The organism is Bacillus sp. LQ01 (assembly GCF_057624735.1).
On record NZ_JBYEZL010000002.1, the window covers coordinates 406,282 to 426,896 of the forward strand.

Below are 20,615 nucleotides of genomic sequence, written 5' to 3' on the forward strand. Positions count from 1 at the left end.
GACAACGATAAGAGGTGAGGTGTGAGTGTATGGACAAGCAATCACGAACGATCTCAGTGAAAGTGAATGGAACAGAAGCGAAGTATGAGGAAAAAAAGAAAGATGAATTTGAATGGATGGTAGTAGAAAGTGAACGACCGAAAAATGTTGTTCCGTTTCAAAAAGCGAAATCAATGTCTGTGGAAAAATACCGAAAGAAGTGGAGTAATACATTAATTGTAATCGTTGCAACTGCAATCATTATCGGTACGGCGTTTGGAATGGGGATGCTTCATTTACTTACTGGACAAGGAACGACAGGAGGAAGTGAAGTGACAGCTTCAAGGCCGACTGGAAATGGAGAATCAAGGGTGGGTGGAACGGCAGAACAAACACCAGCACCGAAAGAAGAAAAACAAAAAGCACAGGCAGGAACGTCATTGGATCCGATGAAATTATTTTTTGTTCAAGGGGGGCTTTATTCTTCTGAAGAAAAGGGACAGGCAGCTCTTGAAGAATGGAAAGGCAATGGGGGCATTGGTGCTTTGAGACCGAGCGGTGATAAGTATGCAATAGTTGTTGGTATTGCTAGCGATGAACAGTCTATAAATCAATTAATGACTAAGTATAAAAATGATGGTGTCTCCGTTTTAAAAAAGAGCTGGGATATAACAGATAAAGCATTGCTGAAAGATGATAAAGAAGTAGGGACATTTTTAACAAAAGTGCAGCCATTATACACTCATTTAGCAAAATATGCTTCTAGCGTACAAGTTGGTGGAAAAAGCAGCCCAAAAGATATAGAAGCAATTGAAAAAGAATGGAAAAAGGTTGAAAAAGAAGGGGAAAGTATGAAACGAGAAGAAGCAAAGAAACTGTATATGTATACGTCGGTAGCTGTACAAACAGTAAAAGATGGGAAGATGGATAAGGAATCTTTGGCGAAATTAAATCAAGTTATTATTGATGGTTTACTCTCGTATGAAAAAATTGTTTCGTAGAAAGTGAAATGATAGGATAATAAAATGAGTAAGAAAGAAGTACATGTACTTCTTTCTTTTCTTTTGAATTTAGAGCAAAGTGCTTTCTCTATGATGGGAATATAATCGTATGCAATAAAGAAGTGTTATTTTAGTTAGAGAAATTAATATTTCTTTCATTTGTGGGCAAACTATTCCTTTGATACGATTAATATAAATTGTTCTGCTTCATGTGAGAAAGGAAGGAGAAAATATGAGAAAAATAATTTTAGCTTCAGGATCACCTCGGAGGAAGGAATTGCTTGAGTTAGCTAGTGTGCCATTTGAAATCGTTGTAAGTGAAGTAGAGGAAACAATTGGTGCATATTCATCGCCTTCTGATATTGTAATGTCGCTTGCCTTGCAAAAAGCATCAGCGGTGGCAGAAAATAATAGTGATCACATTGTGTTAGGTGCAGATACAATTGTTACATATGAGTCGCGTATTCTTGGTAAGCCTTCTAATGAGGATGAGGCGAAAGAGATGTTACAATTACTATCAGGGAAAACACATGAAGTGTATACAGGTGTTGCGATTATAGCAAAAGAAAAAACGGTTACTTTTTATGAGCGTACAGAAGTTACATTTTGGGAGTTAACAGAAGAGGAAATTGATACATACGTCGCGTCGAAAGAACCTCTTGATAAAGCCGGTAGTTATGGGATTCAAGGTAAAGGATCTATTTTCGTTCAAAATATTCAAGGGGACTACTATAGTGTAGTTGGCTTACCAATCGCACGCCTCGTTCGGGAATTAAAACAATTTGATATTGATGTAACCCATGCGTAAAATTGCATGGGGTTTTCTTTGAGAGAACAAATAAAGGGGTGGAGAGATGAACGGTATTCGTGATGTTGTAAGAGAAGAACAGCCACGGGAGCGTTTATTGTTAGAAGGTGCTGGAAGTTTATCAAATCGAGAGCTTCTCGCAGTGTTACTCAGAACAGGTTCTAAAGAAGAAACAGTTTTAAAGTTGTCAGATAAAATTTTACACCAATTTGATGGCTTACGTATGTTGAAAGATGCAACATTAGAGGAGCTAATTAGTATACATGGTATTGGGATTTCAAAGGCATCGCAACTTATGGCAGCCTTTGAACTAGGCAGAAGAATGGTACGTTTAGAATATCAAAATAGATATAGTATTCGAAGTCCAGAAGATTGTGCGAAATACATGATGGAAGAAATGCGTTTTTTACAACAAGAGCATTTTGTTTGTTTATATTTAAATACAAAAAATCAAGTTATACATAGGCAAACGATCTTTATTGGAAGTTTAAACACGTCAATTGTACACCCGAGGGAGGTTTTTAAAGAAGCCTTCCGTCGTGCAGCAGCCTCTATCATATGTCTTCATAACCATCCCTCAGGAGATCCCACGCCGAGCCGTGAAGATATTGAAGTAACAAAACGCTTAGTAGAATGCGGCCAGATTATCGGAATTGAAGTGCTTGATCATATTATAATAGGTGACCATAAATTCGTGAGTTTAAAGGAAAAAGGTCATATTTAAGACTATGCTTTTTACTTATTTTGTTTTATAATGTGATTTATGAGTTTTTTGTAGAAATTTATCTACAAAAAGGATAAAGATATAAAAAACGTACTGTTTTTATAATATAAATTAAGAAAAAATGAGTCCGTGAAAACAAGAAAGGAAGATAAATAATATGTTTGGATTTGGTGGATTTACTCGCGATCTTGGAATAGACTTAGGAACTGCGAACACGCTTGTATATGTAAAAGGAAAAGGTGTAGTTTTACGTGAACCTTCAGTAGTGGCGTTACAAACTGATACGAAACAAATCGTTGCTGTAGGTAGCGACGCAAAACAAATGATTGGTCGTACACCAGGGAACGTTGTGGCACTTCGCCCGATGAAAGACGGTGTAATTGCTGATTACGAAACAACTGCAACAATGATGAAATATTACATTCAACAAGCTCAAAAATCAAACGGTTTCTTCTCACGTAAGCCGTATGTAATGGTATGTGTACCATCTGGTATTACAGCTGTAGAAAGACGTGCAGTAATCGATGCGACTCGTCAAGCGGGTGCTCGTGATGCTTATCCTATCGAAGAGCCATTTGCAGCAGCGATTGGTGCAAACTTACCTGTTTGGGAACCAACTGGTAGTATGGTTGTTGATATCGGTGGTGGTACAACAGAAGTTGCAATTATTTCTCTAGGTGGTATTGTAACAAGCCAGTCAGTCCGTGTTGCTGGTGATGATATGGACGATTCAATCATTCAGTACATTAAGAAAAGCTATAACTTAATGATCGGTGAAAGAACAGCTGAAGCATTAAAATTAGAAATTGGTTCTGCAGGCGAGCCAGAAGGTATCGAGCCTATGGAAATTCGCGGTCGTGATTTAGTAAGTGGTTTACCAAAAACAGTACTAATTCAGCCAGAAGAAATTGCAGATGCATTAAAAGATACAGTAGATGCGATTGTAGAATCAGTTAAAAATACGTTAGAAAAAACTCCACCTGAATTAGCGGCTGATATTATGGACCGCGGTATCGTATTAACAGGTGGCGGGGCATTACTACGTAATTTAGATAAAGTAATTAGTGAAGAAACGAAAATGCCAGTTCTTGTTGCAGAAGATCCATTAGATTGCGTAGCAATTGGAACAGGTAAAGCATTAGACAATATCGATCTTTTCAAAACTGCTGCTCGATAATATTGCAAAATAAAAATCAGTGAAATTAAGAGGGTGTGAACGTGCCACAGTTTTTCTTAAACAAAAGATTAATTGTTTTGTTGGTTAGTATTATTCTTCTCGTGGCATTGATTGGAATCTCATTGAAAGAACGGAACAGTTTAACATGGCCAGAGCAGTTTGTTAAAGATACTGTCGGTGTTGTAGAACGTGTATTCCAAAAGCCAGCGAAATACGTAGCTGGATTCTTCGAAAATGTAGAGGATGTAAAGCGCACGTATGAAGAGAATAAAGAATTAAAAGCAAAATTAGATAATTATGCAGGTCTATCAGGGAAAGTAAAACAATTAGAAGATGATAACAAGAAGCTACAAGAGCTAACTGGTAAAAAAGAGTTAAATAGCGGGTATACTGAAATTCCAGCTACTGTTGTTTCTCGTAATCCAGATAAATGGTACGATTTAATTGGAATTGATAAAGGGGCACAGCAAGGAATTAAAAAAGATATGGCTGTAGTAACTTCACAAGGGTTAGTTGGAAGAGTGAAAAGTGTATCTCAGTTTACATCATCAGTAGAATTACTAAGTTCTATGAGCCGAACAAATCGTGTTTCTGCTATTGTACAAGGGCAAGAGAAAATCTTTGGATTGATTGAAGGTTATGACAAAGAAAAGCAATTACTTCTTTTCACAAAGATTGGCTCTGATGCACCGGTAGTGAAAGATCAACTAGTTGTAACATCTGGACTGGGTGATATTTTCCCGAAAGGTCTTGTAATTGGAAAAATCGTTGAAGTTCAGCCGGATGCATATGGCTTAACAAAAACAGCTTATGTAAAACCTGCCGCTGATTTAAATGACGTAGAGCATATTACGGTTGCTAAACGTGCAACACCTTCAGCGCCATTAGAATAGGAGGAGAAGAAGAGATGATGAAGATATTAAAAAGAGCAGCTCTTCCTCTTTTGCTCCTTTTTGTGTTTCTATTTGAAAATATGTTTGCTACTGTTGTTCCAACGGATGTGTTTTGGAAAGACAGCATAGCAGCACCGCATTTCTTTATAATCGTCTTATGTTTTATTACAGTGTATTATAGTCCGGTCCAAGGGATTTATTACGGACTATTATTTGGCTTCTTATTTGATACCGTATACACAGAACTTGTCGGGATATATATTTTTGCTTATCCGATTTTAGCTTATTTAGTATATAGTGTGATGAAAGTACTACAATTGAATTTATTTATTGTTGTTTCTATCATATTAGCTAGCATTGTAGCACTAGAGTATTATGTGTATGGATTCTTAACTTTATTAGGACGTACTCATATGCCAGCGTATGTCTTTTTCACAGATCGTCTCCTTTCTACTTTATTGTTAAATGCTATTTTCTTATTGATAGTTTGTTTCCCACTGAGACGATATATAGTGCGTCTTTCAAAAGCGATGGAAGAAAAAGAAAAAAGGATTTTCTAATTTTATGTCGAATTGAATCGGTGGGGTGAACTTTAGTGGAAGAAAAAAAGCAACAAAATGTAACGATAAAAGGGACAAAAGATGGGATAACGCTTCATTTAGATGATTGTTGTTCATTCTCAGAATTATTGGTGGAATTAGACGAAAAACTTTCTACACATTACTACGATGGTGATGGGCGCTCTTTAATTGAAGTGCATGTGAAAGTAGGAAATCGTTATTTAACAGAAGTCCAACAAGAAGAGATTCGTACGTTAATTCGTAATAAAAAGAATCTTGTTGTGGATTCAATTGAAAGTGATGTTATCACTAAAGCAGAAGCAATAGCTTGGAAAGAAGAAACAGAAATTGTCCCTATTTCCAAAATTGTTCGCTCTGGACAAGTTTTACATGTAAAAGGAAATTTGTTGTTAATTGGAGATGTTAATCCAGGCGGAACGGTTATCGCTGGGGGGAATATTTTTGTCGTAGGATCATTAAGAGGAATTGCACATGCTGGGTATTATGGGGATTCGGATGCTGTAATCGCTGCATCTGTTATGAACCCGATGCAACTTCGAATTAGTGATGTGGCAATGCGGGCTCCGGAAGAGAAAGAAGACGGAGCGGAGGCGGCAGAATGTGCGTATATTAATGAGAACAATCACATTGTTGTCGATCGCCTGCAACTTCTCACTCATCTTAGACCTAATTTAACAAAGTTAGAAAGGGGAATTGTATAGCTGTGGGAGAGGCAATAGTAATTACATCTGGAAAAGGCGGAGTAGGTAAAACTACTACATCTGCGAACATTGGTACGGCCCTAGCGTTATCTGGAAAGAAAGTGTGCTTAATTGACACAGATATCGGTCTTCGAAATTTAGACGTAGTAATGGGGCTGGAAAATCGTATTGTATTTGATCTTGTTGATGTCGTTGAAGGGCGTTGCCGTTTACCTCAGGCTCTTATTAAAGACAAACGTTTTGATGATCTTTATTTATTACCTGCAGCACAAACGAGTGATAAATCAGCGGTAACACCTGAACAAATGGATGAATTAATACAAGTATTACGTCAAGATTATGATTACATATTAATCGATTGTCCTGCGGGGATTGAGCAGGGATTTAAAAATGCGGTAGCTGGTGCGGATAAAGCAATCGTTGTTACGACTCCAGAAGTATCCTCAATGCGCGATGCGGATCGTATTATTGGGCTTTTAGAAAAAGAGGATATTGAACCACCGAAACTTGTTATTAACCGTGTACGTAGTCATATGCTTCATGAACAGGATATGTTAGATGTTGATGAAATTGTACGTACATTGTCAATCGAGCTTCTTGGTGTTGTCGAAGATGACGATGAAGTTATTCGAGCTACAAATACAGGTGAACCTGTGGCGTTGCAACCAAGCGGAAAAGCAGCGTTGGCTTATCGTAATATTGCAAGACGCTTGTTAGGTGAGAATGTACCATTACAAGCATTTGAACAAGAAAAGGTATCGGTATTTGCAAAGGTGAAAAACTTCTTTGGAATCCGTTAAGAGCACTTCGCACATATGCGAGGTGCTTTCTTTTTTCTTCACACGAATATCTTTCTTTCTTAGCTCATACATATGTACAAACTGTATACAACTGTTTCTAATGAAATTAGCTTAACGAAAGAAAGGAGACAGTATGAAGAATAGACGCGTAGAAGAAATTAAAAAGCGGATTGCAAAAAGGAAGGCCGAGCAAGAAAGGATGGAGGAAGAGCAGTATTTTAACGGAGGGAATTTCGATAGTGAAGCGGTATTTATTGAAGATGGAGAAAAGGAAATGCATCCTTTATTTCGAAAGGAAGTCTTTTTCTTCAAAGTTTTATTATCAGCAATATTAGTTCTTTCGGTTGCTATTTTATATAAGAATGCTCCTTCTTCATTCAATGGAGCTAAAGCTGTTACAGAAAAAGTGATGAAAGAGGAATTTCAGTTTGCTACTGTAGCGAAATGGTATGAAAAGCAATTTGGAAAACCGCTCGTATTCTATTCGCCGAACGAGAAAAAAGAAGGAAGTATTCAGCAAAAGGATTATGCAATTCCTGCTTCTGGAAAGGTAATGCAAGGGTTTCAAAAAAATGGCCAAGGTGTATTTGTCCAAACAGCTACAAATGCAAAAGTGGAGTCAGTAAATGAAGGGTTAGTTGTTTTTGCAGGCAAGAAAGAGGAACTTGGAAATACAGTTCAAATTCAACATGCAGATGGTACGGAGTCATGGTATGCAAACTTAAACGATATGTCAGTGAAATTATATGATTACGTTTCAAAGAAACAAAAAATTGGAACGGTGAGTAATGATACAAATGATAAAAATGGAAAGTTTTATTTCGCGATAAAAAAGAATGAAAAATTTATTGATCCGATCCAGGTGATATCATTTGATTAAATATAGGGACGTTTTAACGAAAATTTCCGTGCATCCATTATTTTGGGTTATTATTGTCATTGGTATTTTTACTGCGCGTTTTAAAGAGTTACTACTGTTATTTTGTATTGTTCTTATTCATGAACTTGGGCATGCTTTTGCAGCAGCACACTATAATTGGCGTATAAAAAGAATTCAACTTTTGCCGTTTGGTGGCGTGGCCGAGCTTGAGGAACATGGTAATAAGTCATTGAAAGAGGAACTTGTTGTCGTAATTGCAGGACCGATTCAACATGTTTGGATGATGCTGGTAGGTTATATGTTGTTCGAAGTCGGTTGGCTGAATACAGATTTATATTATTTCTTTATGTGGAATAATATAATTATTTTAGCATTTAATTTACTCCCTATTTGGCCGTTAGATGGCGGGAAAGTATTGTTTAATGTATTATCATATCGTTTCCCTTATTTACAAGCACATGAAAAGATGATGCAATTGTCATGTGTTTTTTTTGGTGTAATATTAGGATGGCAGTTACTCTGGAATAGTAACAATATTATGATGTGGATACTACTCATATTTTTAGCAGTGTCATTATATCAAGAGTGGAAACAAAGACGGTATGCATTTATGCGTTTTTTATTAGAACGTTATTATGGAAACAAAAGAGGAATCGAAAAGATTGCACCTATTGAAGTGCAAACGGAAGATCGTTTATATACGATCTTCACAAAATTTCGTAGAGGATATAAGCATTCTATTATCGTCCGTGGAAAATATAAAGAGCATTACACATTGGATGAAAATGAATTGCTCTATGCATATTTTACTGAAAAACGAACAACTTCATCAGTTGAAGAATTAATCGGTTAGTGTTGACGATAGCACTAACCTTTTATTATTGTAAAAGCAAAGAAGATTATAAAGTGAGGAAATAATTTTGAAAACGTTATATGTGAATTACGCTGGTTCGGAAAAGCGCGTTGCAATTGAAGAGAAGAAAAAAATTGTTGAGTTTTTATGGAAACGTAATGAAGAGCAAGAGATTGTTGGGCATATTTATGTTGGACGTGTCGTAAGAACAATTGCTGGAATGAATGCAGCTTTTGTAAACATCGGTTTAGAAAAACATGCTTACCTTTCATACGATGATGTACCATCTTCTTATCGTATACATGAAGGGCAAGCGATACTCGTACAAGTTGTGAAAGAGGCAATTGATACGAAAGGGCCTAAATTGACAGCGAATATAGAATTTACCGGGAAATATGTCGTTTATATGCCGTTTGATGAGATGCGCGCTGTTTCTCGAAAAATAAAAAATAATAAAAGAAGACAACAGTTACTCCAAATTGAAATAGAGGGAACGGGGGGATACATTTTCCGCTCTGCTTCTGAAAAAGGAGCAATTGAAGAAATACAAGCTGAAATGCAAGGGTTACAACAGTTGTATGAAGAGTTAAAAAGAAAAGAGGGCCAAGGAAAGGCGCCGTTATTACTTCATCGACCGGCGACCTTTTTAGATCGTGTATTTCAAGAGAATCCAATTGAAACCATTGAAAAAGTAGTTGTAGATACAAGAAGTATAGTAAAAGAATTAGAAGACAAAGTTGGAAAAGAAAAAGTATCTTTTTATAATGAAAAGTCTTCGATGTTTAACCATTTTGGAATAGAGCGTGAAATTGAGAAAGCACTCCAAAAAATTGTGTGGCTTTCAAATGGGGCTTATTTAATTGTAGAACAAATGGAGACGATGACTGTAATTGATGTGAATACGGGCAAGTTTACGGGAAAACAAAATTTACAAGATACAGTACTTCGCACAAATGAGATGGCAGCTGAAGAAATTGCACGCCAATTAAGACTTCGTGATATTGGTGGTATGATATTAATTGATTTTATTAATATGAAAAAAAGAGAAGATAAAGAAAATGTAAGAGAATGTCTCATAGCTGCTATGCAAGATGACCGCACATATACAAGGGTGCTCGGCTTTACGGAGCTAGGGATTTTGGAAATGACACGTAAACGTAAAAAGCATTCTTTACGGGACGTATTATTAAAAGAGTGTGTACCTTGCAAAGCGACGGGTTATGTGATGTCGCATGAAACAATTGCGTATGAGTTAGAGAGAGAACTGATCACATATGGCAATATAGAAGATGAAGCGGTATTAATCGCTGCGCCTAAAGAACTGCAAAAACAGTTTTTGCAAAAAGAATTACAAAAAAATATTCCATTTGAAATTTATTTCAAAGATGATAATATCGAAAAGTATGCTATCGTTCGTTTTGGAAGTAAAAAAGAAATTGTAGAGCGGAAAAAATAGTTAGCAGAACATTTATTGACAACCGTCTATGATTCATGATAACATCTTTATGTTATAGTTTATAGCACCTAAACGGCTATATGCTACAACCGCACAAGACAGGTTCCCTAAAGGCATTTATGTCTACCTCGTTTTTGGCGAGTCTTAGTAATTAAGAGGAGGTGCAAGTATGTACGCAATTATCGAAACAGGTGGAAAACAAATTAAAGTTGAAGCTGGTCAAGCAATCTACATTGAAAAATTAGATGTTGAAGCTGGTGAAACTGTTACTTTTGACAAAGTTCTTTTCGTTGGTGGCGAAAACGTTAAAGTTGGTAGCCCAGTTGTAGAAGGTGCAACAGTTACTGCGAAAGTTGAAAAACAAGGTCGCGCTAAGAAAATTATCGTTTTCAAATACAAAGCGAAAAAGAACAATCGTAAGAAACAAGGTCATCGTCAACCTTACACTAAGCTAGTTGTTGAAGCTATCAACGCTTAATTCTGGTTAACATGATTAAAATTACGATAAGTCGCACGAAATTAGGAAGTATCCAATCATTTAAAATGACTGGACATGCCGATTATGCGCCACATGGACAAGACCTTGTCTGTGCTGGAACTACAGCGGTTGTGTTTGGTTCTATAAATGCAGTGGAAGAACTTTGTAATGTGCAAGCAACTATTGAACTCGGAAGTGATGGCGGATTCTTAACGTATGAATTGCCTAATGATTTAGACGTTCATACCGCAGAAAAAGCACAAACGCTTTTAGAAGGATTAGTTGTTTCGCTTAAGACGATCGAACTTGATTACGGAAAGTATATCCGTTTAATAGAAAAAGTGCAGGAGGTGTAACGTATGTTAAGATTAGATCTTCAGTTTTTCGCATCTAAGAAAGGTGTAGGTAGTACAAAGAACGGTCGTGACTCTCAGTCAAAACGTCTTGGTGCTAAACGCGCAGATGGTCAAACGGTTACAGGTGGTTCAATTCTTTACCGTCAACGCGGTACAAAAATTTATCCAGGTGTTAACGTTGGTCGTGGTGGCGATGACACTTTATACGCGAAAGTTGACGGCGTAGTACGCTTTGAGCGTCTTGGTCGTGACCGCAAACAAGTGAGCGTATATCCTGTTGCTCAAGAAGCATAAGAACTCACGGAAAACTCTAACCTGAGTGCAGGTTAGAGTTTTTCTATATTAAGGGGTATCTAAATGAATGAAAAATGGACAATTATAGATGCATTGCGCCATTCAAGACATGATTGGCTCAATCGTATGCAGATGGTGAAAGGAAACCTTTCCCTTGGAAAAGTGGAAGAAATTCATAGTCTCATCGATCGTTTTGTCCAAGAAGCGAGACAAGAATCCAATCTGATGGGGCTATCAATGCCTTTATTTTCAGAATGGATTTTAACATATAATTGGAAACAGCAGCCGTGCTTATTGGAGTACGAAGTATTAGGGAAATTACATAACTTATCTCACTTAGATGAGACTGTATGTACATGGACGAATCAATTTTTCTCGATGCTTCAGCATAGTTTAGACGTATATGTTGAAAATTATGTTTGTATCACAATTGAATGTGACGCGGATAATGCTCGTTTCTTTTTTGATTTTCGTGGTAAGCTAACGAGTGTAGAAGAACTACAGAATTGGCTTGCGACCCAAAACAATAAATGGTATTCCATTTCTTATACAGTACGAGACGAAGAAGTCTCAGTTATATTACAACCAATTGAAAAAAGTGTGGTGAAATAATGTTTGTAGATCAGGTCAAGATATATGTAAAAGGCGGCGACGGTGGTAATGGTATGGTTGCGTATCGTCGTGAGAAGTATGTACCAAAAGGTGGCCCAGCAGGTGGCGACGGTGGTAAAGGTGCAGATGTTGTTTTCGTAGTTGAGGAAGGCTTACGTACATTAATGGACTTCCGCTACCAACGTCATTTCAAAGCTGATCGCGGTCAGCACGGAATGAGTAAAGGTCAGCACGGACGTAAGTCTGAAGATTTACTTGTAAAGGTTCCGCCAGGAACAGTAGTAAAAGATGAAAAAACTGGTCAAATTCTTGCCGATTTAGTAACGCATGGACAAACTGCTGTAATTGCAAAAGGTGGCCGCGGTGGCCGTGGTAACTCACGTTTCGCAACAGCTACGAACCCAGCGCCAGAAATCGCTGAGAACGGGGAACCAGGTCAAGAGCGTGATGTTATTCTAGAACTTAAAGTACTAGCAGACGTTGGACTTGTTGGATTCCCAAGTGTAGGTAAATCTACATTATTATCTGTTGTATCATCAGCGCGTCCGAAAATTGCAGAGTATCACTTCACGACAATCGTTCCGAACCTTGGTGTTGTTGAAACGGGTGATAACCGCAGCTTCGTTATGGCTGACCTTCCAGGACTAATTGAAGGCGCACATGCTGGCGTCGGACTTGGACACCAATTCTTACGTCATATTGAGCGTACACGTGTAATCGTGCATGTTATTGATATGTCTGGTTTAGAAGGCCGTGATCCATATGAAGATTACGTAACGATTAATAATGAATTAAAAGAATACAATCTTCGCTTAACTGAGCGTCCACAAGTTGTTGTTGCAAACAAAATGGATATGCCAGATGCAGAAGAAAACTTACAAGCATTTAAAGAGAAAGTGGGAGACGAAGTAAAAATCTTCCCAATCTCAGCTGTAACAAGACAAGGTGTTCGTGACTTACTGTTTGAAGTAGCGAACTTAATAGAAACAACACCAGAATTCCCAATACATGAAGTTGCGGATGAGTCTGATACAAGTGTAATGTACAAATTTGATACTGAAGGTGTTAAATTTGAAATTACACGTGAAAGTGATGGCACGTTTGTTATCTCTGGTTACGATATCGAGAAAACATTCAAGATGACAGACTTCTCACGTGATGAATCTGTACGTCGTTTCGCTCGTCAAATGCGCGGAATGGGTATTGATGAAGCGCTTCGTGCACGTGGTGCAAAAGACGGAGATATTGTAAAAATTCTTGAATATGAATTTGAATTTATCGATTAAGACTGCCGAAATACGGCAGTCTTTTTTTTATATCGTAAAAATTGGATTTATATAGGAAAAAATCCCCACTAATTAAATTTTCAATTTATAATAAAAAGGGGAGTGGTTTTAGAAGAATTTTTTTATGGGGAGAAAACGAACATGTATAAAATATTAATTGTAGAAGATGATGAGAAAATCGCGGGAATATTAGAAGAGCATTTAGAAAGGTATGGCTATCAATCATTTAGAGCAAGTGATTTACGTCAAATAAAAGATGAGTTTGTAAAAGTGAATCCTCATCTCGTGTTACTTGATATTAATTTACCGTACTTTGACGGTTTTTATTGGTGTCGTCAAATTCGTACTGTATCGAATGCACCAATTATTTTTGTTTCTGCAAGAACAGGAGAAATGGATCAAGTAATGGCGATTGAAAATGGCGGCGATGATTATATTACGAAGCCATTCCATTTAGATATCGTAATGGCAAAGGTGAAGAGTGCACTTCGCCGTGGTTACGGAGAGTATGCTTCTGCTGCTGAGAGTGATTGTTTAGGTGTAAATGGACTGTTGTTATTCCCGTCTCAGCATATTGTTGAGTGGCAAGGACAACAAACTGAACTGACAAAAAATGAGTTTTACTTATTAGAGTGTTTAATGAAACAGGTGAATCAATATGTAACGCGCGAAGAACTGTTAGAAGCTCTATGGGATGAAGTAGCATTTGTGGATGATAATACATTAACCGTAAATGTAAAACGTGTAAGGAAGAAACTAGAGGAGTTAGGCATTAAAAATGCAATTGTAACGAAACGTGGATATGGTTATGCGCTTTTTACGGAGTGGGGCGAAGGGCATGAAGGTTAAAAATTACCTTATGGACCGCTTTTCTTTAATTCTTTCTTATATTGTTAGCCTTTGTTTATTTGGGCTCGTTTTACAGCTGCAAAGTCTTTTAGAAAAGAAATCCATTGATTGGAGTACGTGGTTATATGGACTTTTATTAGGAACAGTTGTGTTTACTGTATACCTCATTTACGATTACCGAAAACGGAGTGTGTTTTTAAAGAGGATCGAAAAGTATGTTACTGATGGAAATACATTACATGACTCTTTACTTATTGATGAATCTTATACATCAGAGCAAGAAATGGTCGTTGAATCTTTTACGTTATTAAGACAGCAATATATGAATGAAGTTCATAAACAGCATGCGAAAGAGCAACAGCAAATGATATTTATGAACCAATGGATTCACCAAATGAAAACACCAGTATCTGTTATTGAATTATTGCTGCAAAAGTTTGGCAAAGAGCATCGTGAGGCAAGAGCAACAGTTGAAAGTATTCGTGAAGAAAATAACCGTATACTAAATGGTTTAGATTTAGCGTTACATATGGCAAGACTAGAGCAGTTTGCGAAAGATTATAAGATAGAAGTAGTAAATGTTATAGATGTCGTGCGAGGTATTATTAATGAAAATCGGAAATCCTTTATTCAATCGTCTGTATTTCCGAAAGTGATGTTTGAAGAAGATACTTGTATGGTTGCATCTGATAGAAAATGGCTGAGTATTGCTATAGGTCAAATTGTTGTAAACGCAATCAAGTATACAAAAATTTCAGCGGCAGAGAAAAAAGAAATTCAATTTCAAATTGAAGAGAAAAATCAAAAGGTGTTATTACATATTAAGGACAATGGAATTGGTATTCCAGAGCAAGACGTAAAGCGCATATTTGATCCATTTTTTACGGGAATAAATGGACGTAAAACGAGAGAAGCGACTGGGATGGGCTTATATATTACGAAGGAAATTTGCGATAATTTACATCATGGAATGTATGTCCAATCGGCTGAAGGAGAAGGGACAACATTCACGTTCCAATTTGCAAAAGATGAAGAATATCATACATTGATGAGAAAAATGACAAAACTGTAAGATAACAAAACGTTTTGTAAGGGAAATCACTCGTTTCTTTTTCTTATTTTTCTTATAGTAAATGTAAGAAGAAAACACGTAGGGGGATTAGAAATGAGTGTTCTTGAAGTAAAAGGATTAACGAAGGTGTACCAATCAAAAGGTTCAGTAGCGACGACTGCTTTAAACGATATAAATTTTAAAATAGAAGAAGGCGAATTTGTAGGGATTATGGGTCCTTCAGGAAGTGGGAAAACGACGCTTTTAAATTTATTAGCAACAATTGATAAGCAAACTTCAGGTCATGTGCTTGTAAATGGTGAAGAAATTAATCAAATGCGTGCTGCAAAATTAGCGGAGTTTCGCCGTACACATTTAGGGTTCATCTTCCAAGATTTTAATTTACTTGATACGTTATCCATTAAAGAAAACATTATTTTACCACTTGTAATGGCGAAGAAATCTGTAAATGAAATCGATGCGAAAGTACTAGAAATTGCGAAGTTTTTAAACATCGAAGAAATTTTAAATAAAAAAGTATACGAAGTATCTGGGGGACAACAACAACGTGCAGCAGCAGCGAGAGCAATCATTCATGAACCGACGTTAATTTTAGCAGATGAGCCAACTGGAAACTTAGACTCGAAGTCAGCAAAATCGCTAATGGGCGCTCTGCAAGATTTACACGAGCAAAAGAAAGTAACGATTGCAATGGTTACGCACGATCCAGTAGCGGCTAGTTATTGTGAACGTATCCTTTTCATACGCGATGGAGAAATTTTCTCGGAAATACATAAAGGAAGAACGAAACAAGCCTTTTTCCAAGAAATCCTGGACGTACTTGCGATGCTAGGAGGAGAATATCATGAACTTTCGCCAGCTCGCGCTTAATAACGTAAAAGGAAATTGGCGTAACTATAAAGCGTTTCTTATAAGTAGTTGTTTATCGATTGTCGTATTTTTCATGTATGCTTCTTTTATTTATCATCCAGATGTCGTAAGCGGTAATATTAGTATGAGAAAGATGATCACAAAAGGATTAGAATCGATGAATTATATTGTGGTCATCTTCTCGGCACTCTTTATTTTATATGCAAATTCAACGTTTTTACGAGCAAGAAAAAAAGAGTTTGGTCTACTAACATTAATAGGCGGAACGAAATCGCAGCTCGGCCGAATGATTATATTAGAGCAACTGATGTTAGGTAGTATTGCAATTGTAGTTGGTATTGGGGTTGGGATGCTTTGTTCAAAATTATTTTTCCAAGCGTTAAGCGTATTATTAAAAATAGATAAGACACTTCCACTTGTTTGGAATAGTAAAGCAGTTCTTATTACAGCTGGTGTATACTTTATTCTATTTTTAATCCTATCATTGTTTAGTGTTTGGACAGTAGGACGCTTGCAAATTATTGATTTATTAAGAGAGGCAAGAAAGCAAAAAGTAGAGCCGTTTGCATTTACATGGTTATGTGTAGTTGGTATAGGATGTATTATTGTTGCATATGTACTTAGCTTCCAAGTAACGTTTCTGAATTTCCTCATCCTCTTTTTACCGGTGGTAGGACTGACAATTGGCGGAACGTATTTACTATTTACACAAGGTAGTACAGTTGTATTAAAAGCATTACAAAAAAGAAAGCAATCTTTTTATACGTACCCAAATATGTTCGTCCTTAGCAACCTTATTTATAAAATGAAAGATAATGCTCGTTTTCTATTTGTAATTTCTATCATTACGGCGGTAGTATCTTCAGCGGTGGGTACACTGTACGTATATTTTGAAAATATGAGTGCGAAAACGGTAGAACTTACACCACATGCTATTTCATATGAGGAAAAGGGGTTAAATACGCATAACCTTATTAATGAAGAAAAGGTACAGGAGCTTGTGAAGAGACACGGGTTTGAAGATGCGCGAAAAGTAACATACGTTAAACTACCGGCAACACAGAAAATAACGTTGTTTAATAGTGAACATGAAGTACCGATGACGATTATTTCAGAAAAAGAATATAATGCAGAAGTGCGCAAACAAAAGAGAGAGCAACCTACAGAAGTTCATAATGCACCAGGTAGTGCAACGATGGTTATGGTTGATATGTCAAATGAGCTGATGAAGATAGATCGTACGAAACCGTATGAATTTATAATTGACGGACAAAAGCAGTCTGTTCAATTAAATAATCCAACGCAGTATTCTGTTTTTAATGATAGTGAATATCTCATTGTAAATGAACAAGATTTTGAGAAATATGCAAAACTCGTACCAGATGAAGAAAAGACGAAATATTACGGTTATTATATTGAGGATTGGAAAAGTACAGAAAATCTTGTATTAGATTTGAAAAATGAAATTGTACCAGAAAAGCAAGGGGAATTGAGAAATTCAGTGTTTGCGTATAAGGATATAAGAGAAGGTGGAGCAATTACAATGTTCATCGGTTTCTTCGTAGCGGTACTGTTCTTCTTCTTCGCTTGTAGTATGACATACTTTAAATGGTTTAACGATAAAGAACAAGATCGTATTCAATTTAAATCGTTAAAGAGAATTGGTATGACAGATAAAGAAATTCGCAAAATTGCGATTCGACAAATGGGAGTTATCTTCTTTATCCCAATTTTAATCGGTTCCATTCATAGTGGATTTGCTCTTCATACGTTAGGAAAAATGCTTTATATTAATTTGTGGAAATCAGGTGCGCTTGTAATTGGAGCATACATTTTAGCTTCTGCCATTTACTTTATGATCGCGCAAAGAGGATATTTAAAACACGTAAAAAGCTAGGGGAACCTCTAGCTTTTTGCCTATGTAGTAAGTTACAGGAGGACGATAGATGAACATTCGGCAACTAGCGCTGCAAAATATAAAAGGAAATTGGCGTAATTATAAAGTGTTTTTCTTAAGTAGTTGTTTTGCAATATTTGCTTCTTACGCATATATGTCTGTCATTGTGCATCCATATATGCAAGAGACGATGTGGTATCAAAACGTACGCTGGGGACTTATCATATGTAATGTTATAATCATTTCTTTTTTCGTCATATTTATTTTGTACTCTACTTCTATTTTCATAGAAGCACGTAAGAAAGAATTAGGGTTATATATGTTAATGGGAGCAACGAAGTCTAACGTAATAGGAGTGATTATGACCGAGCAAATTTTAATCGGGGTCTTCGCGAATATTTTCGGTATTGGGCTTGGTATGATATTTTTAAAGCTCTTTTTTATGGTATTTAGTATGTTACTGGGGCTTCCGAAAGAACTCCCTGTCATATTTGACGTAAGGGCGATTGGTGTAACATTTATTACATATATGGTCGTTTTTATTTTGTTATCTTTTATAAGTGCTTTACGTATATGGAATATAAAAATCATTCGGTTATTGAAAGAATTTCGAACAGATAAAAAAGAGAAGAAAACATCAAAGTGGCTCTGTTTATTCGGTTTTGCTTGTTTAGTGGGCGGGTATGCATTGGCGCTACAAGTGACGATGGCTACGATAGCGATATACTTTTTCCCTGTGTCTATACTTGTCTTTTTTGGAACGTACTTTTCTTTTACACATGGAGCTACCCAAGTGTTAGAAATAATAAAGAGAAATAAAAAGATTATGTATACATATCCTTATTTATTTATATTGAATCAATTGTCACATCGAATGAAGGAAAATGGTCGCTTTTTCTTTCTGATGTCTATGGCAACGACGTTTGTAGTTACAGCAACAGGTACGGTGTTCTTATATTTTTCTAGCATGCAAGATATGTGGCGAACTGGAGGGGTACACTCGTTTTCGTACATAGAAAAAGGTATTTCTACTCATGAAGTCTTTGAGGAAGGTGCGGTTGAAAAATTACTGCATCAATATGGGTATGACGATTTTCAATATATGAGTTTTGTTGGAGTGTATGCATCCTTTCAGTCTAGTAAAGGAGAAACAACAATAGTACCGCTTATAAAAGAAAGTGAATATAACCAAGAAGCAAGGAAACAAAAACAGAAAACGTATCGTCCTAAAAAAGGTACAGTGACACTTGTTTATTATAATAAATACAATAATTCGAATGTATATAATCAAAAAGAGATTGAATTGCAAGTAATGAATCAACCATATCAATTCGTATTTAACGGTCAGAAAGAAGGGGTTCAATTTAACCATCACCCTTCGTACATTAATGGTCTGTTCTTCGTTATGAATGATGAAGATTTTGATAGTATAGCAAATCAGGTTCCTGATTCTGAAAAAATGATATATAGAGGCTACACATTACCAAATATCGAAAAGACGAAGAAATTAAATGAAGATTTACGGAAACATATGAAACAAGATAATAATAATGCATTTCGAAGCAATATGGAGTTGTATGTAAATATGAAAGAAGGCGGCGATATTACTCTATTTGTAGGCTCATTTATTAGTATATTATTCTTTCTTACTTCATGTAGTATCGTTTATTTTAAATGGTTCCATAATATTGCATCGGACCGAAAGCAGTATGGTGCACTCTCTAAACTTGGAATGACGAAGGAAGAAGTATGGAAAATTTCTCGTTGGCAATTATGTATGCTATTTTTTGCGCCAATTATAGTAGGGAGTATGCATAGTGCAGTTGCGTTATATACGTTTCATAATACGCTTTTTATGGATGGATCATTAAGAAAAGTAGGTTTGTTCATTCTGTTTTATATCGCAGCATGTATCATTTATTTCTTCTTCGCTCAAAGAGAATATAAGAAACATTTAGACTAGCGAACGCTAGTCTTTTTTTAATATTCGAAATTTACATAGAAGAATATAAAAAAGTATGGTATAACAGTAAGAAAACGAAAAAGAGGGGAAAAGACGATGATTCGAGTAGGATATTTAGGACCAGAAGCAACATTTACAAATATGGCGGTGAGTCGTTTTTTTCCGGAAGCAGAGCATGTACCATATCGAACGATTCCAGATTGTATAGATGCAGCTGCAAATGAAAATGTAGACTTCGCAGTTGTACCGTTAGAAAATGCAATAGAAGGTTCAGTGAATATAACGGTTGATTACCTTGTACATGAGCAGCCGCTTTCCATTGTAGGAGAAATTACAGTACCAATTCAGCAGCATTTACTTGTACATCCGCAGTATGCAGAAGTATGGGATGAAGTATATGCAGTGCATTCTCATCCGCATGCCATTGCACAGTGCCATAAATTTTTAAATGAAGAATTAAAAGGAGTAACTGTTCGAGATATGACATCTACAAGTGCTGCTGCGCAATATGTGAAAGAACATCCTGAAGAGAAAATTGCCGCTATTGCAAATGAAGCGGCTGCAGAAAAATACGGATTAACAATTGTGAGACGTAGTATTCATACGCATAAAAATAATCACACACGTTTCTTGGTACTCCATAAGAAAAAGAAAGCAGTACTCCCGAATAACGGAGAGAATCGCGGAGAGAAAACGACGCTTATGATAACGTTACCTGCAGATTATGCAGGTGCCCTATATCAAGTGTTATCAGCTTTCGCATGGAGAAAATTAAACTTATCAAAAATCGAATCGCGTCCGATGAAAACAGGTCTTGGAAATTACTTTTTCTTAATCGATGTTGATAAAGCATACGATGACGTATTATTGCCAGGCGTAACGATGGAACTTGAAGCACTCGGTTTTTCTGTTACTGTGCTGGGGAGTTATTCTTCTTATTGGTTGTAGAGGGGAGCTGTTGTTAAAGTTGTTTGAAATGAAAAGCTGTTTCTCGGTTTGAGGCAGAGTAAGCTATCAATTCTATTGAAGTAAGTGATTAATTAAGCTAGCAAAATAAAGAAGCCGTCCTAAAAGATATTTAGGAC

22 protein-coding genes and 1 other annotated feature are annotated in these 20,615 nt (G+C 36.5%); all 22 genes read left to right on the top strand.

The features are described 5' to 3' along the window. Window positions 1-29 precede the first annotated feature (29 nt). The 22 genes from AC22L0_RS14455 to pheA all read left to right on the top strand — a co-directional run bounded on the left by AC22L0_RS14455 (window position 30) and on the right by pheA (window position 20,478). Window positions 30-980, top strand: coding sequence for a hypothetical protein (locus AC22L0_RS14455; protein WP_000361014.1), 951 nt, complete (start codon window positions 30-32; stop codon window positions 978-980). Between the two features lie 232 nt (window positions 981-1,212). Continuing rightward, complete coding sequence (locus AC22L0_RS14460) at window positions 1,213-1,788, top strand: Maf family protein (RefSeq protein WP_001226291.1); 576 nt, start codon at window positions 1,213-1,215, stop codon at window positions 1,786-1,788. Window positions 1,789-1,834: 46 nt separating this feature from the next. Continuing rightward, window positions 1,835-2,512, top strand: coding sequence for a DNA repair protein RadC (gene radC / locus AC22L0_RS14465; RefSeq protein ID WP_001013391.1), 678 nt, complete (start codon window positions 1,835-1,837; stop codon window positions 2,510-2,512). 157 nt (window positions 2,513-2,669) lie between these two features. Beyond that, the gene (mreB, locus tag AC22L0_RS14470; RefSeq protein WP_000466736.1) at window positions 2,670-3,689 is read left to right on the top strand and encodes a cell shape-determining protein MreB; all 1,020 of its coding nucleotides are present in this window, start codon (window positions 2,670-2,672) and stop codon (window positions 3,687-3,689) included. A gap of 41 nt (window positions 3,690-3,730) precedes the next feature. After that, entirely contained in the window at window positions 3,731-4,582 is an 852-nt protein-coding gene (gene mreC / locus AC22L0_RS14475; protein ID WP_001135490.1) for a rod shape-determining protein MreC, read from the top strand. A 14-nt stretch (window positions 4,583-4,596) separates the two neighbouring features. After that, window positions 4,597-5,142, top strand: a complete 546-nt coding sequence (mreD, locus tag AC22L0_RS14480) for a rod shape-determining protein MreD (RefSeq protein WP_065703119.1) — start codon at window positions 4,597-4,599, stop codon at window positions 5,140-5,142. Between the two features lie 35 nt (window positions 5,143-5,177). After that, on the top strand, window positions 5,178-5,864 hold the full coding sequence (gene minC, locus AC22L0_RS14485; protein WP_000391525.1) for a septum site-determining protein MinC: 687 nt from the start codon (window positions 5,178-5,180) through the stop codon (window positions 5,862-5,864). Between the two features lie 2 nt (window positions 5,865-5,866). Continuing rightward, window positions 5,867-6,664, top strand: a complete 798-nt coding sequence (gene minD, locus AC22L0_RS14490; RefSeq protein ID WP_000503309.1) for a septum site-determining protein MinD — start codon at window positions 5,867-5,869, stop codon at window positions 6,662-6,664. 133 nt (window positions 6,665-6,797) lie between these two features. Next, window positions 6,798-7,544 (top strand): stage IV sporulation protein SpoIVFA, encoded by a 747-nt coding sequence (gene spoIVFA, locus AC22L0_RS14495; RefSeq protein ID WP_000797471.1) that lies wholly within the window; start codon window positions 6,798-6,800, stop codon window positions 7,542-7,544. After that, the gene (spoIVFB, locus tag AC22L0_RS14500; protein WP_000599055.1) at window positions 7,537-8,397 is read left to right on the top strand and encodes a stage IV sporulation intramembrane metalloprotease SpoIVFB; all 861 of its coding nucleotides are present in this window, start codon (window positions 7,537-7,539) and stop codon (window positions 8,395-8,397) included. The genes spoIVFA and spoIVFB overlap by 8 nt, the downstream gene beginning before the upstream one ends. Before the next feature lie 67 nt (window positions 8,398-8,464). Further along, complete coding sequence (locus AC22L0_RS14505; RefSeq protein WP_087967274.1) at window positions 8,465-9,853, top strand: Rne/Rng family ribonuclease; 1,389 nt, start codon at window positions 8,465-8,467, stop codon at window positions 9,851-9,853. Between the two features lie 77 nt (window positions 9,854-9,930). After that, window positions 9,931-10,008 (top strand) — a sequence feature (ribosomal protein L21 leader region). A 14-nt stretch (window positions 10,009-10,022) separates the two neighbouring features. Further along, window positions 10,023-10,331, top strand: a complete 309-nt coding sequence (gene rplU, locus AC22L0_RS14510; RefSeq protein ID WP_000270907.1) for a 50S ribosomal protein L21 — start codon at window positions 10,023-10,025, stop codon at window positions 10,329-10,331. An 11-nt stretch (window positions 10,332-10,342) separates the two neighbouring features. Continuing rightward, window positions 10,343-10,687 (top strand): ribosomal-processing cysteine protease Prp, encoded by a 345-nt coding sequence (locus AC22L0_RS14515; RefSeq protein ID WP_002001054.1) that lies wholly within the window; start codon window positions 10,343-10,345, stop codon window positions 10,685-10,687. Between the two features lie 3 nt (window positions 10,688-10,690). Beyond that, a complete protein-coding gene (gene rpmA / locus AC22L0_RS14520) occupies window positions 10,691-10,981 on the top strand; it encodes a 50S ribosomal protein L27 (protein ID WP_000944958.1) in 291 nt (96 codons plus the stop codon). Between the two features lie 63 nt (window positions 10,982-11,044). Next, window positions 11,045-11,593 (top strand): sporulation initiation phosphotransferase B, encoded by a 549-nt coding sequence (locus AC22L0_RS14525; RefSeq protein ID WP_001003584.1) that lies wholly within the window; start codon window positions 11,045-11,047, stop codon window positions 11,591-11,593. Then, window positions 11,593-12,879 carry a GTPase ObgE gene (gene obgE, locus AC22L0_RS14530; protein ID WP_000497128.1) on the top strand — a complete coding sequence of 429 codons (1,287 nt, stop codon included), beginning with the start codon at window positions 11,593-11,595 and terminating at the stop codon, window positions 12,877-12,879. Before AC22L0_RS14525 ends, obgE begins: the two co-directional genes overlap by 1 nt. Before the next feature lie 141 nt (window positions 12,880-13,020). After that, a complete protein-coding gene (locus AC22L0_RS14535; RefSeq protein WP_001986640.1) occupies window positions 13,021-13,728 on the top strand; it encodes a response regulator transcription factor in 708 nt (235 codons plus the stop codon). Further along, the gene (locus AC22L0_RS14540) at window positions 13,718-14,800 is read left to right on the top strand and encodes a HAMP domain-containing histidine kinase (protein ID WP_000865398.1); all 1,083 of its coding nucleotides are present in this window, start codon (window positions 13,718-13,720) and stop codon (window positions 14,798-14,800) included. Before AC22L0_RS14535 ends, AC22L0_RS14540 begins: the two co-directional genes overlap by 11 nt. 93 nt (window positions 14,801-14,893) lie before the next feature. Continuing rightward, on the top strand, window positions 14,894-15,670 hold the full coding sequence (locus AC22L0_RS14545) for an ABC transporter ATP-binding protein (RefSeq protein ID WP_000114529.1): 777 nt from the start codon (window positions 14,894-14,896) through the stop codon (window positions 15,668-15,670). Further along, window positions 15,645-17,567, top strand: coding sequence for an ABC transporter permease (locus tag AC22L0_RS14550; protein WP_065703128.1), 1,923 nt, complete (start codon window positions 15,645-15,647; stop codon window positions 17,565-17,567). The genes AC22L0_RS14545 and AC22L0_RS14550 overlap by 26 nt, the downstream gene beginning before the upstream one ends. 49 nt (window positions 17,568-17,616) lie before the next feature. Then, window positions 17,617-19,530, top strand: a complete 1,914-nt coding sequence (locus tag AC22L0_RS14555) for an ABC transporter permease (RefSeq protein WP_487272299.1) — start codon at window positions 17,617-17,619, stop codon at window positions 19,528-19,530. A gap of 96 nt (window positions 19,531-19,626) precedes the next feature. Further along, on the top strand, window positions 19,627-20,478 hold the full coding sequence (gene pheA / locus AC22L0_RS14560; RefSeq protein ID WP_000621701.1) for a prephenate dehydratase: 852 nt from the start codon (window positions 19,627-19,629) through the stop codon (window positions 20,476-20,478). Window positions 20,479-20,615: the final 137 nt, after the last annotated feature.

Coding starts and splice junctions, on each gene's coding strand:
- AC22L0_RS14455 (WP_000361014.1), top strand. CDS start 30: ATGGACAAGCAATCACGAACGATCTCAGTGAAAGTGAATGGAACAGAA.
- AC22L0_RS14460 (WP_001226291.1), top strand. CDS start 1,213: ATGAGAAAAATAATTTTAGCTTCAGGATCACCTCGGAGGAAGGAATTG.
- radC (WP_001013391.1), top strand. CDS start 1,835: ATGAACGGTATTCGTGATGTTGTAAGAGAAGAACAGCCACGGGAGCGT.
- mreB (WP_000466736.1), top strand. CDS start 2,670: ATGTTTGGATTTGGTGGATTTACTCGCGATCTTGGAATAGACTTAGGA.
- mreD (WP_065703119.1), top strand. CDS start 4,597: ATGATGAAGATATTAAAAAGAGCAGCTCTTCCTCTTTTGCTCCTTTTT.
- spoIVFA (WP_000797471.1), top strand. CDS start 6,798: ATGAAGAATAGACGCGTAGAAGAAATTAAAAAGCGGATTGCAAAAAGG.
- rplU (WP_000270907.1), top strand. CDS start 10,023: ATGTACGCAATTATCGAAACAGGTGGAAAACAAATTAAAGTTGAAGCT.
- AC22L0_RS14515 (WP_002001054.1), top strand. CDS start 10,343: ATGATTAAAATTACGATAAGTCGCACGAAATTAGGAAGTATCCAATCA.
- rpmA (WP_000944958.1), top strand. CDS start 10,691: ATGTTAAGATTAGATCTTCAGTTTTTCGCATCTAAGAAAGGTGTAGGT.
- AC22L0_RS14525 (WP_001003584.1), top strand. CDS start 11,045: ATGAATGAAAAATGGACAATTATAGATGCATTGCGCCATTCAAGACAT.
- obgE (WP_000497128.1), top strand. CDS start 11,593: ATGTTTGTAGATCAGGTCAAGATATATGTAAAAGGCGGCGACGGTGGT.
- AC22L0_RS14535 (WP_001986640.1), top strand. CDS start 13,021: ATGTATAAAATATTAATTGTAGAAGATGATGAGAAAATCGCGGGAATA.
- AC22L0_RS14540 (WP_000865398.1), top strand. CDS start 13,718: ATGAAGGTTAAAAATTACCTTATGGACCGCTTTTCTTTAATTCTTTCT.
- AC22L0_RS14545 (WP_000114529.1), top strand. CDS start 14,894: ATGAGTGTTCTTGAAGTAAAAGGATTAACGAAGGTGTACCAATCAAAA.
- AC22L0_RS14550 (WP_065703128.1), top strand. CDS start 15,645: ATGAACTTTCGCCAGCTCGCGCTTAATAACGTAAAAGGAAATTGGCGT.
- AC22L0_RS14555 (WP_487272299.1), top strand. CDS start 17,617: ATGAACATTCGGCAACTAGCGCTGCAAAATATAAAAGGAAATTGGCGT.
- pheA (WP_000621701.1), top strand. CDS start 19,627: ATGATTCGAGTAGGATATTTAGGACCAGAAGCAACATTTACAAATATG.